This window comes from Bradyrhizobium erythrophlei (assembly GCF_900129425.1).
Taxonomy (GTDB): Bacteria; Pseudomonadota; Alphaproteobacteria; order Rhizobiales; family Xanthobacteraceae; genus Bradyrhizobium; species Bradyrhizobium erythrophlei_C.
In genome coordinates this window covers 4,973,552-4,985,932 of record NZ_LT670817.1, presented here as the reverse complement: position 1 = coordinate 4,985,932, position 12,381 = coordinate 4,973,552, and the positions used below count along the sequence as shown (strand labels likewise).

Genomic DNA, 12,381 nt, shown 5'->3' with positions numbered 1-12,381 from the left:
GGAATGCTGTGTTCGAGGCCGTTCTGTTCGATACCTGTTGATCACTACGAACCTGCATGAGATGAACGTTTGCTACTCTGTATGTGCCAGAAGTGTTGTGCTCTTTGATACCACTACGACTATGCTGTTCGAACTGGCTGCACCGATTGTCGAGACGACGGGTAATCCCCCGATGATCGGAGTAATAGCCACCGTCCCTCCGGTAGTTCCGAAGCTGTGGAGATATCGATAAGTTATGGCGGCGGTCCAATCCCGCGCCAATGTACGACTGTAGCTGACCGAGGCCGATGCAAATTGGCCCGTGGTGGTTGATGTAGTTTGGAATTCGTCGGCGGAGAATGTCACGCTTGAAACGGAATTGATGGCGTGGCTGACGCCAGCTCGAACGGAGGTCGTTTGTACGAGCGAACCGATAGCGGTCGGACCGACCGACTGGAATGCGGCCACCGTGAAGGTTGTGTTCTTGAGCGCTTTGTATGTCAGCAGCATGTCGTAGATCAGACCGGTCGCTGACCCCGAGACTGCGCCTACGCCGTTATTTTCGGTTTGAACGTTGGCTGCACCCCACATTCCGTGAAAGGACAGAAGCGGCGACAGGCTGGTATCGAAACCGCCCTGATTGCGCAGGATCATGATATTTGTGCTGGATGCATTGTTGAAGGCAAGCCATTCGGCATTGGATGATGCGGTGATTGAGGTGAGCGAACTGAGCCGGTGGCTCCAACTTGCGTTTGCGGAGGTGTCTGTGAAGGCGGTCCCAGCGCTCGGCGGGTCGTAGCTCGTCAGCGTCGAACGGGCGGAAAGACTGACGGTATCGAGCGCACTCAGGGAGCGGTCGATCCCTCCGCCGAAGTTGAACGTATTGAGCGATCCAACCACGTTTGTGAGCACGCCAAGCTGGCCGAGAAGGGCGAAGGCGGCACTCTGCGAGGTGTAGCCGGCATCGAGGTAGTTTCGGTCTGAATTGTTTTTGCCAAATGTCTCGTAATGGCCTTTGAAGCCGTAGCTGAGATTCTCGGTATCCGGCAGAGTACTCGCCCCGGGGCCAAAATATTTGTTGTAATTCACATAGCTGTCAAAATCGAACTTTGACGTAGGCGTTCGCGCCTCGGCATTTGCCGAGATCGTCGAATAGGATCCAAGCGTCCCACCTATGGGCGCGGGACTGAGAAACAGATTATTATTGAGTTCGACCGTTTCGCTCGCGGTAGAACGAAGTGACCAATCGACCGCCCGTGCAGCCGGAGGCACCAAGCATAACAAAATCGAGGCCGCTGCGGCGGTTTTCCTCACGGCATTCGCTTGCACTTTGATGATGTTCTATTCGAACAAGCCTCGCTCCGGAACCATGATGACATCTCCCGCTCTCAACGAGATATTGCCTTCGAGATCGGCGCCGGCTTCATAGGCCTTGTAGTCGAACATGAAAATTGTCTCATCTCCGCCTGGCATGCGGCGCCGGACCTGGATGCGCCGCTTCGCGGCATAGGGTCCAATGCCTCCCGCGAAGGTGATAGCCTGCATCAGGGTTATTGGCTGCCGGATTATGTAGGGACCAGGCCTTAGGACCTCCCCGGTGATGAATATTTTGGGCTTGAGGTCTTCCTCGGGGATATCTTTTGGCGAGTTCGCTATGGCGACCGTCACGTCGAGATGGTCGTCCTTGTAGTTGTCCTTCAGCTTGGCGATCAGGATTTTCTCAAGGGCTTCGGGGGTAAGTCCGCGAGCGCGGATGTGACCAGCCAAGGGGAAGGCAATTTCTCCGCTGGGGTCCACCACCACCGAGCGGTCAAGCTTGGGGTCCTGCAGCACCGAGATGCTCAAACTGTCGCCGGGTTTAAGGGTTTGCGCGTCCGCGGCTGTGGCCCAGATCGCCAGGCAAATCAACACAATCGAGATCCGCATCTTTTCCCCCCTTATTCCACACCGGCGTATCCCCTAACCGGCCGAGAGCGGCTTGGCATCACGGCCAATATCCACTGCCGCCGGCGGCCCCCAAAACCGGGTCGCTTCGATCATTGCGCAAAATTAGACGTTGCGTTTAACACTTTAGCTACTCTGGTCAATCCCCGTCACCCGATTATTAGACCAGAGGTCCAAGTATTACAATTGCTTAGGGGGTGCTGGAAAGGCTCTTGAACGGAAACATACTGTGTTGTTGCTTATCGGCAATAACTTCTCTGACAATGTCTTGACCGACAATCTTCCTCTCGCCTGCAAAGCCGTAAACCAGCGCGGTGTCGCAAAGGACATTGATCATTCGGGGGATGCCGCCGCTGGCGATCGCGATCAAGGCACAGGCCTCCGCGGTGAAGAGGAGGCCTCGCGCCCCGACAGCTTCGAGGCGGAAATCGATGTATTTTGTTACCTCCTTTGAATCCAGCGGACTGAGGTGAAAATCGGAGGATATCCGCTGCGCGAATTGGTGCAGCTTGGGCGCCATCAGCGCATCCCGTAGCTGGGGTTGTCCAACCAGGATCAGCTGCAAAATCTGAAACTTATCGGCGTTGATGTTGGAAAGCATCCGCAGGTGTTCAAGCGCTTCCGGTTCGAGGTTTTGGGCTTCGTCGATGATCAGGATCGTGCGTCGCCCATTAGCAAATTGGCCGTGGAGGAAGTCCTGCAAGCGTTTGAAAAGTATAGGATAATCGCCCTCAAAACTTTGCTCGAGCGACATCAAGATCATCTGCAGCAGTTCATGCCGCCCTTGGGGAGAGCTCGAAATGAGGCCGACCGTCACACTGGGGCTGATACGTCTCAAAAGGTAACGCAGTAGGGTCGTCTTGCCTGAGCCGATTTCGCCGGTAATTACAGTAAAACCTGCATTGTTCATGATGCCGAATTCCAGCATCGTGAATGCCATCGTGTGCATTCTGCCCCAGTAGATCAGGTCTGGGTCTGGGAGAATTGAAAACGGCTTCTCCCGCAGCTGGTAGTACGCTTCGTACATCGCGCTTCCTTAATCGAACACGGTATTATTGTCCAATTCCGTCCATGTTGGCTGCAATTTCCGCGATCAAAGTAAATTTCGGTATGCTGACGCCTAAGGTTTAAACCGGTCCAGTTGAAACCTTACCGAATTAATAGTGAACCGGGATTGACCACCTCAAGTCAAACAAGACATAGACATCGTGTGCTAGACACGTGTTGGTCTGGAGCCTTATTAGGGACCTGGATATGGAAGCCTGCATTGGTACGGGCTTTGCAACAAGTTGACTGGCGCCGGAAAAAATATGCTGCAAAAGCTTGATTTCGAGGACGATGTTGAAGGCCTGGATCGCAGCCATATGCTGCGACCGGCGTTTTATTGGGAACTCGTCCAGCGCAGATGGCTCTATTTTGTCATTCCGTTTGTTATCATCGCCTCCGGCGGGCTCGCGGCAGCGAAGCTGTGGCCGGCGGTCTATCTGTCGGAGGGTAAGATTCTCGTCGAGTCGCAGCAAATTCCTACGGAACTTGTCCGGCCCACCGTCACAAGCGCGGCACAAGAGCGCATCCAGGTGATTGAGCAGCGTACGATGACCCGGGACAATCTGATCGCCATTGCGGACAAGTTCGATCTATTTCCCGACAAACGGCGATTTATGTCGGTGAGCGACGTCATCGAACTGATGAAAAAAAGCACCAAGATTACGCCGGTCGATACACAGCTAGATTTCAAGCAGACCTCACGCAATCCGACGATCGTATTTTCGGTAGGGTTCGAATATGCCGACCCGCAAGCGGCAGCGCGGGTAGCAAACGAATTGATGACACGCATCCTCAACGAGGATCTCCGCGACCGCACTAGCCGCGCCTCCGATACGACGAAATTTCTGGCGCGCGAAGTTCAAAAACTGCAGGCGGATAGCGATGCGCTTGACACCAAGATAGCCCAGATCAAGCTCGCGCGGATTAAGGCCGCGCAGGACAAGGTCGTTGCCAAACCCGACCAGCCGACGACACTGCTTGGCCAGCTTAAGGCCGAACTCGTTCAAAAAAGTGCGCTGTACTCAGATAAGCATCCCATCGTGCAATCATTGAAGCGGCAAATTGAAGCCATGGAGCGGGAGCTTTCGTCGTCTGCGAAAGATGTTTCGCCGGCTGCGAAAGACGATGCAACGGCTGAGGCCAGCCTCGAGGCGCTCGAAGCACAGCAGGAAACTTTGCAAAAGAACCTCGATGCTGCATCGACGAAACTTGCCGCCGCACGCATCGGTGAAAATCTTGAAAAGAACCAGCAGTCGGAGAAACTCGAGATCATCGAGCAGCCGAGCACGCCGCAAAATCCCGTTAGACCCAATCGGCTGAAGGTCGCCGGCCTGGCTGTTCTGCTGGCAGCTGCGGCTGGCGTCGGCCTGGCCTTCGTGGCTGAATTGGCGGACAAGGCGATCCGTCGCAGCAGCGACGTGTTTGCGGTGATTGACAGCCATCTGGTCGTCTCGATTCCCTACATTACGACGGTAGCGGAATCGCACCGGCGCAAGCGCCGGATCTTATTGATGATCGTCGTCGGCGCGGCGGTTGTGGTCGGTGCGATGATCGCAGCCTATCTGCTGCTGCCGCTCGACCTGATGATCGCAAAGGCCCGGGTCGGGCTGTTTCGGTAGTTGTAATCTCGGGAGAACGATTGTGGACTCGATCAAGCAGGCGATTGATCTCGCAAGAGCCACTGAAGGCGGGGCGAGGCGGGCGGCGGTTAGTGTGCCCGATCCTGCTCGGCCGGGCCTGCATGACCCACAATTCCGGCAGGTTCGACTAAGCGAGGCTGATCTTGAGCAGACACGGATCGTTGCACATGGTGTCGGCACCCCGAACGGACGCTATTATGATATGTTGCGGGCGCAGGTCCTGCAGGAGATGGACCAGAACAGCTGGCAATTCCTGGCTGTCACCTCCCCAACAGTCGCATGCGGCAAGACAGTTACGTCCTGCAACCTTGCGATGAGCGTTGCCCGGCTGCCGGAGAGATCCGTCCTGCTGGTTGATATGGATATGCGCAAACCGATGGTTGCAAACTATCTTGGACTGGAAAGCGATCCGGGGATTGTGGGCGTCCTCGAGGAACGCAGGACGCTGGGTTCGGCCTTGATCGAAGCCAGCATCGGTCCTAGCAAATTATTGGTCCTCCCCGGCGAAGTTGCGGCGTCGACATCGTCCGAATGGATGGCCTCGCAAACAATGGCTACCTTGCTTCAGACGATCAAAAGGGACTTCCGGTCACGAACTGTGATTTTCGATCTGCCGCCAATGCTGATCGGCGATGATGTTATTTCAATTCTGCCACGAATGGACGCCGTGATACTCGTCACCGGTGTTGGTACAACATCCGTGGCGGACATCAAGGAATGCCAGAAGCACCTGAAGCAATCCAATCTGGTCCGCGTCGTCGTGAACAAAGTCACGGACATTGCGGATGACTACCACGCCTATTATTGAGGGGCCCAGTCTAGAAACGGAATTCAGGGGGCATGAAACTAACAATAGCCGAGGCTGGAACGAAGTATTTTGCAATATCATGAACTTCGACCTCGCCAGTGTCGGCCCGGGTTCGAGACTGGGAGATCTTCTGGCTTATTATCCCGAGCAGGCATTTTTGCCGTGCGTCGAAGACGCCGGATCCTGAATTACCGGTTGTGGCGACATCGCCGATCACTGAGGTGAGCTTTCGAAGGTCCTGTGGGAGTCGCTGTGGCGAGATAATGTGGGAATGCACAACGGCTTCGGGCACGACGGTGACCACTTCCTGGCCGGGTCGGGGCGGTGCGGTACATAGCGGATTTCTCCTCAATCGCAGGCGCATGGGGAGGACGCTTTCCTCCACGGCAAGCAGCGTCAGGTCAGTGCCGCCAGGAGAGCCTTCTTTGACGACGCGAGTGGGATACTTTTGGCCTCCGATAACAATTTTCGGCCTTGTCAACCAGCCTCGGCCAACAACGTGAGCCGCCGTGAGAAACAGACCTTTTCCAAGATAAATCCCGTTCCCCCGCCACGAGGGCATGTCAATATTTACTGCATAAACGAGGAATGTTTCGTCCTGTTGGTCCGCGTATGAAGGTCGTAAAAAGATCGCGAAAAGAAACGCCGCTGCCAAAAGCGTTAGGAAATATTGATATCCGTCCACCTTCAATATCGAGGGACATTCTGGTAGGGGGCGACGCATTCCCAAGGTTGGTCTCGTTCCAAAAGAAGCGGCCTCCCGCCACCTGCACTAATGGCCGCGCATGTGTAGACCTATTTCCAAAAATGCACGATTGCGAGCGCAACTTGCAAGATTTTACTCCATTCACGCCAGGATACGGCGGCTTGCAAGAGCCAATCTTTGCGTTAGAGTACTCAAGCTCTGAGGTTGAGTTATTTCGATGGCTCAATGACATTCCAGAAAACCTTAGTGAGCGCAGATGCTATACTCACCTCTGATTTCGCTCCCTGATTATCTGATCTTGCGTTCATTGAAGCATAGTAAATCCCTATGAGGGTACTGATTGTTGCCGACAATGCCTCGAGCCAATTTGGCGGAGAGGCCTTCCTTCCCTTCAACTATTTTCGTTTGCTTCGGACCAGGAACATCGATGTTAGATTGTTGGTGCACGAAAGGAATAGATCAGAGCTCACGACGCAATTTATCAAGGACCTTGATCGTCTACATTATGTAAAAGACACCTTCCTCCACAAGATCGTATTTCGGTTCGGAAATTGTCTTCCCCGGCGCGTCGCGGAAGTGACAACCGGGTTTATCATCCAGTTGACCACGCAGATCGCTCAGCGTCGCTTGGTCCGAAAGTTATCGAAGTTACATGCTTTCGACGTGATACACGTTCCGATCCCAGTATCACCAAAATCTCCATCACTGCTCTACGGTTTTGGATTGCCTGTTATTTTTGGTCCGATGAACGGCGGCATGGAATATCCGCCGGCATTTCGTCGGGAAGAGGGCAGGCTTTCTCGTATCGCTGTCGCGCTCGGTCGTGGTTTGGCGAGCTTTCTCAATCTCGCACTTCCCGGCAAGCGGCGCGCTCGCCTTCTCCTGGTTGCGAATACACGAACTCGAAAAGCCCTGCCTCATGGCATAAGGAGCTCAGTGATCGATCTCGTGGAGAATGGAGTGGATTTTAGGGTATGGCGCCGGAGCGAGATTCGGGGCGCCCCCGACCGGCAGCTAAGGATGATCTTCGTCGGAAGGTTGGTGGATTGGAAGGCAATCGAGATCGTCTTCGAGGCGATCCAGCAACTGGGCAGTGACCCTCGGCTGTCTCTCGAAATTATCGGCGACGGACCGATGCGCCCGGTCTGGGAGAAACTGTCGCATGACATGGGTTTGAAGGCGATTGCCAAGTTCTCAGGTTGGATGAATCAAGCGGATTGTGCTCGCCGCTTGGATGCTGCGGATGTGCTGGTATTGCCCAGCTTGTTCGAGTCCGGTGGTGCCGTCGTCCTGGAAGCAATGGCCATGGGTTTACCCGTGATCGCGACCGCGTGGGGAGGCCCGCTTGACTATCTCGATAGTTCTTGTGGTGTATTGGTAGCACCAAACTCGCGCGAAGGTTTGGTAGCAGGGTTTGCCTCAGCAATCATGATGCTGGCCGATTCCTCTGACCTACGCCATCAACTCGGTGAGGCTGGCTATCGAAGGGCCAGGCTGTATTTTGACTGGGAAAAGAAAATCGATCGCATTCTCGAGCTATACGATCTAGCCATCAAACCTGCTTAAAGGACCGTACCGGGTTGCAACCGGGAGAGCGACGAGGATTTGGCGCAACCAAAGCCTCAGTTATTTGATCAAGCGGTGGATCATAGCCGGCGGCGGCGAGGGATGCGCACGATGGCCGGACCAGATCGCGTCCGGCAACGTCACGGCGCCGGTGCTGGACGCTCTTGCGGACCGGCACGCAGTCAGGGAATGGTGTCCAGTCCGGCGTTCGTGAGTACCGGATCATCGTTTCGCATCTCGACCAGGCCCAGCGATATCAGTTTTTCTAAATGCAACGGATTGATCGGGGACAGTTTCCAGCGCTTCGCCCTGATGTCCCGGAGGGTCCAACGCAGGTCAATTGCTTCTCGAACCTCAGCGTCGCGGAATGGGTCTTTCTCGTTGCACATTTCGCTAAAGCCCCAAAATGAACCGCCCAACAAGTCAAGGCCGGATCGACAGCACAACGGCATCCCTGTTAAATTGCCATCATGGACCAAATGCTGAGGCAAAAAACTGAAGACCACGGTGATCTCTTGTTGAATAGCGAGCAGTGCTGCCGTCTTGCAAAACAGGTCCCGGACACCAAAACCGCTCGGCAGCTTTTGGAATTAGCCGCGGAACATTTAACTCATAAAACAACAGCTCGGCAAGGCCGCCTCACTGGCGTGATGTAGCGGAGTAGGCCGCCTTGATCCAGCATTGAAACCACGGTCAAGTTTTCGAAAAGGGTAAAGCAATGAGCATTATCCCACATCTTGGGACGCTGGGTTTGGCTGTAGCTCTCTGTTTGTCGACCGATCGACACCAAATTGATTTCAAGTTGACTTCGCCTGACGGTATCCAGCGTCTCCATCAGCTTTGGCTCGTGACCTACATCGACAATGCCGGTCAAGAAGTTGTCGCTCAGGCAAAGCTACTGACCGGTGAATACGCCCCGTTGATCGCCGCCGATGCTGAGCGGCTGGAAAGCGTGATGGAAGCCGCCCACGGCATCGCGAAAGCCAGGAACCTGAAAATGCGTCTTATCAAATTTACCAACCGCTTGGACATAGAGGACATCGCGCCATGATCAAAGCGACAAAAACGAAGCGAGCTGAAGAATTGATGGTCAGGTGCTTCCGCCAATCAGAAACCGCTGGGCCTCGGGTGTAATCGAGCCCAACAAGTCTCTTATAAATTCATCCTGGAGCGCGAACGATTGCTCGGCGGGCAAGCCGACCGTCGAGACGCGGACTAATGCACCGTCGGGTATGAGACCCTTTAGTCCATATTTTAGTCGCAGTATCTGATTGTCGAAGATGCCCGTCGAAACATCATTTCCCACGCGCATCCAGTAGCTAACGGGCTCATATCGAGTCTCGCGCTGAGTTATCAACCGCGACACCGCAAGTGTCGACGAATCCTTGTTGATTGCGAGGCGGTGTTCTGTTTTGTCCCAAACTCGAAAGCCCTGCGCGGTGTAACAGACTTCGGGACGGTGAGCTTTCAGTCGGTAATCCTGTACTGGACCATACGCGACAAGAAACATCACGCTATGTCCTTCATTGTCGACGTACGTTCGGCCGATCTCCTGACCGTAAATCCTCGCCGCAAGCTCCTTGCTCTCGACATATCCCGGTTCGGTTGGTGTAATGAGACCTAACGTTGGACGATATTTCCATTTTCCGAACTCTTGAGGGATCATCGTTTCCAAATTCAATGAAGGATTTGCGCTCGCCATCAACTGGCGAGGCACGAAAATGTCGGCGCAAACCGCAGTCGTCAAAATCGCCGCTGCGGCGAGAATACTGTGGACCTGATTTGTCTTCATTGCCTCTTCCAACGTAAAACGGCTGAAACATCAATTCGACCATTTAAGGTTAATCGTTCGTACAAATTGCCAGTATACGTCAAAACAGCTATTTAACAAGGCAGCCCAGAACATGTAACGAACCGGAGGGGCTTAAACCTTGGCTATATTGCCAGCACTCGCCTCTAGCGATAGTAAAGTTTTTGCTCTTGCCAGGTTAGCCGGAATGGCGTTTCGCCTCGCAGGCTTACCTGGTTGCCCAAAGTGAGGTTGAGATGCGTTTCAAACAGCAGTCAGGTGTTCGGATCGGTCGCAGGTTGGCGGTTTGCGCAATCGCCAGCCTTGCATCGTTTGGTTGCAGTAAAAAAAGCGAAGGTACGTCTGCCGCAAGCAATAGTCAGATCGTTGCACGGGTTGGCGACCAAGTGGTTTCCACGCAAGAACTTGATACTGAGCTGCGTTGGAACAACGTTGCGGCCGACCGAAAACATGACGACGCTATGGTCAAGCGGGTGCTTGGCGAGTTAGTGGCGCGAAAATATTTGCTGCAAAAATCATTGGACGCAAAGTTGGATCGCGAACCAACCGTTCTTTTGGACGTTCTCAGATCCCGAGAGCAAGTTTTGGCCAAGGCCTTTGCAATGCGCGAGTTGTCCAGACAAGCTAGCGCGATTACCGTGGCGGATACTGAAAAATATATAGTCGATCATCCGCTTAAATTCGCCAAGAGAAAGATTCTCGCCATCGAGCAGATCTCCCTCGCCGCGGGATCCGCAGATCAATCGTTAGTTGAGTCCATGAAAGATTCACCCTCTATTGAGAAAGTCGAACAGCGGTTAACCGACTTGGGCATCGCTCACACCAGGTCGTCGGCAAGCCTGAGCACTTCCGAAGTCCCGGACGAATTGTTCAGGTCAATCCAGGATAAGAAGCCGGGCGACATCATTTTTGTCCGATCCGGCCAAAATGGGGTGTTTTTAAGTATCAAAGGAGAGGAGTTTCATCCCCTCGAAGGGGATGCAGCTATTGCCCTTGCGCGCCAGTTGCAACAACAGGATCTCGCGAGAGCGCAAGCTTCTTTGACGAATCTCACTGCTAGTGCGGAAGCAAAGTACGAGGGCGAATATGCGAAAATTATGGGCGAGCACTCAGAGTTACCCAATGTCACCAATTAAATGCGAGCCGTCTCATTCGAGAGACCGTTTAGCAGTAGATCATAATATTGAACTTTGGTTGCGATAGCGGATGACCACCTTTTTTGATGCACTCACCGTCATCTGCTTTATCGTATTGGTCGTCGCTTTCTTTCGATTTACGGAGCGGGACACGCCTACGCTATTGCGGTACATATTATCTGGAATTGCAATTGCGACCGCAAATCAGTTGGGAAACAGGGGTTACGTGGGCCTCGGATATATCCTTGTTATCGCGGCGATGGTTTTTGGCTGGCTGTCTTTTAGCAAGCCGAGAGTCGATCCGTAGCTTGTAGACACCTCTATTTCCGATTGTGACTATTGACTGCAGTGGTCAATAATATTCGACACCTTCAACGTATTCTGACATTGATGATCGCCAATGATTAGACAAGTTTGCAAGCTGAGATGAGAAAATGACGCAATCTTATGTTCTTGCGGCTAGGACGTCCCACTCGATACGAGGGGCAGCTTGTTACGTATTGTTATTACTTGCGACCCTTGTCGCGTATATCCCCACCTTCATCCATCTGGCTCAAGGGCCTTGGCAAACCGAGCAGGAAGGTCACGGCCCCCTGATTATTGCTGCGTCTCTTTGGCTTGTATGGGCAAGTCGAAACCAGTTAGCAAAAACTGAGATCGTGCCGGTACCGGTCGTCGGCTGGGCCGTGTTCCTTGTCGGGTTGGCCATGCTTTTTATGGCGCGTACGCAAGATTTGATATCGGTGGAAGTCTTATCCGAATTGCCGGTCATTACCGGTTGCATACTCATGCTGTCAGGGTGGAAAGTATTAAAAATCCTTGCGTTCCCGATTGGGTTTTTGTTTTTTACTGTTCCCGCTCCGGGCTGGATGGTTGATGGCGCGACAGTTCCGTTGAAGGTATACATCTCGGATTGGGTCACAAGAGTTCTCTACGCCGCTGGCTATCCGGTCGCGCAGAACGGCGTCGTCATCATGATAGGGCCTTTTCAGCTGCTCATGCAGGACGCCTGTGCTGGGATGAATTCCATCTTTGCACTTTCTGCAATCGGAATGTTTTATGTGTATGCCTTCCGGTGGAAATCAAAACTGCGTTCCGTAATACTGCTAACCGCTATAATCCCGATTACGATCGTGGCCAACTTTCTCCGTGTTCTTATGCTGGTCTTGATCGCTCATTATGGGGGCATCGAACTGGTGGATGGGGCGTTACACGATCTCACAGGTATCGCGTTATTTGTTTTCGCAATAACGCTGCTTTTTACCCTGGATGGTTTGCTGGGTGTGGTTGGTGCCGTCGGGCGCGCAGTCTGGTGGCATCACGCCAATCCAAGCTTGAATCGGATCCCAAACATCTAGATCCCGATTTCGGCTTGATATTTTCATACGGTGTCAATTGGCGGCAAGCGGATCGTTCTTGCGGAAAAAGATCGTATCGACGCGGGTTCAGCTAACAATAATTGCTGGGTGCGGCCGGACCCAGTTCGTTCGCCCGCTATGGGCGTATCACCTGTGCCATTCCTGGACTCTGGCGCTCTCGCGGGTGCCGCCCTCGCTTGAATCCGCGCTCGACCGAATCGCCGATCATGCCGTGGGCTGGCGAGCAGCTATCGTCCTTTTGGGTAACGATGGCGATTGCGGGTCTCGTAGCCTTGAAGGGCAATCACGAAGCTGAGAAGGCCTGCAACAGGGGGTCGAATTGAATAGGTCGATTGAAAAGCGACACGACGACTCGTTGTGCAGCGC

General features: G+C 53.6%; 13 protein-coding genes. 7 read left to right on the top strand and 6 right to left on the bottom strand.

The features are described 5' to 3' along the window. Positions 1–72: 72 nt before the first annotated feature. The 3 genes from B5527_RS23870 to B5527_RS23860 all read right to left on the bottom strand — a co-directional run bounded on the left by B5527_RS23870 (position 73) and on the right by B5527_RS23860 (position 2,950). Positions 73–1,293 carry a hypothetical protein gene (locus B5527_RS23870; protein ID WP_154072481.1) on the bottom strand — a complete coding sequence of 407 codons (1,221 nt, stop codon included), beginning with the start codon at positions 1,291–1,293 and terminating at the stop codon, positions 73–75. Between the two features lie 27 nt (positions 1,294–1,320). Next, positions 1,321–1,905 carry a polysaccharide biosynthesis/export family protein gene (locus tag B5527_RS23865; protein ID WP_079603727.1) on the bottom strand — a complete coding sequence of 195 codons (585 nt, stop codon included), beginning with the start codon at positions 1,903–1,905 and terminating at the stop codon, positions 1,321–1,323. Positions 1,906–2,113: 208 nt separating this feature from the next. Beyond that, positions 2,114–2,950, bottom strand: a complete 837-nt coding sequence (locus B5527_RS23860; RefSeq protein WP_079603726.1) for an ExeA family protein — start codon at positions 2,948–2,950, stop codon at positions 2,114–2,116. A gap of 283 nt (positions 2,951–3,233) precedes the next feature. Here B5527_RS23860 and B5527_RS23855 point away from each other — a divergent pair, with 283 nt between their 5' ends. Both B5527_RS23855 and B5527_RS23850 read left to right on the top strand, forming a co-directional pair. Continuing rightward, positions 3,234–4,589: a GumC family protein gene (locus B5527_RS23855; protein ID WP_079603725.1), complete on the top strand. Its 1,356-nt coding sequence runs from the start codon at positions 3,234–3,236 to the stop codon at positions 4,587–4,589. 22 nt (positions 4,590–4,611) lie between these two features. Continuing rightward, positions 4,612–5,418 (top strand): CpsD/CapB family tyrosine-protein kinase, encoded by an 807-nt coding sequence (locus B5527_RS23850; protein ID WP_079603724.1) that lies wholly within the window; start codon positions 4,612–4,614, stop codon positions 5,416–5,418. A 10-nt stretch (positions 5,419–5,428) separates the two neighbouring features. Here B5527_RS23850 and B5527_RS23845 read toward each other — a convergent pair whose 3' ends face one another. Further along, positions 5,429–6,103, bottom strand: coding sequence for a trypsin-like peptidase domain-containing protein (locus B5527_RS23845; protein ID WP_245332234.1), 675 nt, complete (start codon positions 6,101–6,103; stop codon positions 5,429–5,431). Between the two features lie 348 nt (positions 6,104–6,451). Here B5527_RS23845 and B5527_RS23840 point away from each other — a divergent pair, with 348 nt between their 5' ends. Continuing rightward, a complete protein-coding gene (locus B5527_RS23840) occupies positions 6,452–7,690 on the top strand; it encodes a glycosyltransferase family 4 protein (RefSeq protein WP_079603723.1) in 1,239 nt (412 codons plus the stop codon). A 182-nt stretch (positions 7,691–7,872) separates the two neighbouring features. Here the strand turns inward: B5527_RS23840 and B5527_RS46550 are convergent, their stop codons facing one another. Further along, positions 7,873–8,196, bottom strand: a complete 324-nt coding sequence (locus tag B5527_RS46550; protein ID WP_245332233.1) for a hypothetical protein — start codon at positions 8,194–8,196, stop codon at positions 7,873–7,875. 212 nt (positions 8,197–8,408) lie between these two features. On the opposite strand from B5527_RS46550, the gene B5527_RS23825 reads away from it, so the two are divergent. Further along, complete coding sequence (locus B5527_RS23825; RefSeq protein WP_079603720.1) at positions 8,409–8,741, top strand: hypothetical protein; 333 nt, start codon at positions 8,409–8,411, stop codon at positions 8,739–8,741. Between the two features lie 39 nt (positions 8,742–8,780). Here the strand turns inward: B5527_RS23825 and epsI are convergent, their stop codons facing one another. Continuing rightward, complete coding sequence (gene epsI, locus B5527_RS23820) at positions 8,781–9,482, bottom strand: exosortase-associated protein EpsI, B-type (RefSeq protein WP_079603719.1); 702 nt, start codon at positions 9,480–9,482, stop codon at positions 8,781–8,783. A gap of 254 nt (positions 9,483–9,736) precedes the next feature. Between epsI and B5527_RS23815 the strand changes: the two genes are divergently transcribed. The 3 genes from B5527_RS23815 (at position 9,737) to xrt (ending at position 11,994) form a co-directional block, all read left to right on the top strand. Next, positions 9,737–10,636, top strand: coding sequence for a hypothetical protein (locus tag B5527_RS23815; protein WP_154072480.1), 900 nt, complete (start codon positions 9,737–9,739; stop codon positions 10,634–10,636). A 70-nt stretch (positions 10,637–10,706) separates the two neighbouring features. Continuing rightward, complete coding sequence (locus B5527_RS47395; protein WP_079603718.1) at positions 10,707–10,943, top strand: XrtV sorting system accessory protein; 237 nt, start codon at positions 10,707–10,709, stop codon at positions 10,941–10,943. A gap of 127 nt (positions 10,944–11,070) precedes the next feature. Further along, positions 11,071–11,994, top strand: coding sequence for an exosortase (xrt, locus tag B5527_RS23805; protein ID WP_079603717.1), 924 nt, complete (start codon positions 11,071–11,073; stop codon positions 11,992–11,994). Positions 11,995–12,381: the final 387 nt, after the last annotated feature.

Coding starts and splice junctions, on each gene's coding strand:
- B5527_RS23865 (WP_079603727.1), bottom strand. CDS start 1,905: ATGCGGATCTCGATTGTGTTGATTTGCCTGGCGATCTGGGCCACAGCC.
- B5527_RS23860 (WP_079603726.1), bottom strand. CDS start 2,950: ATGTACGAAGCGTACTACCAGCTGCGGGAGAAGCCGTTTTCAATTCTC.
- B5527_RS23855 (WP_079603725.1), top strand. CDS start 3,234: ATGCTGCAAAAGCTTGATTTCGAGGACGATGTTGAAGGCCTGGATCGC.
- B5527_RS23840 (WP_079603723.1), top strand. CDS start 6,452: ATGAGGGTACTGATTGTTGCCGACAATGCCTCGAGCCAATTTGGCGGA.
- B5527_RS23825 (WP_079603720.1), top strand. CDS start 8,409: ATGAGCATTATCCCACATCTTGGGACGCTGGGTTTGGCTGTAGCTCTC.
- epsI (WP_079603719.1), bottom strand. CDS start 9,482: ATGAAGACAAATCAGGTCCACAGTATTCTCGCCGCAGCGGCGATTTTG.
- B5527_RS23815 (WP_154072480.1), top strand. CDS start 9,737: ATGCGTTTCAAACAGCAGTCAGGTGTTCGGATCGGTCGCAGGTTGGCG.
- B5527_RS47395 (WP_079603718.1), top strand. CDS start 10,707: ATGACCACCTTTTTTGATGCACTCACCGTCATCTGCTTTATCGTATTG.
- xrt (WP_079603717.1), top strand. CDS start 11,071: ATGACGCAATCTTATGTTCTTGCGGCTAGGACGTCCCACTCGATACGA.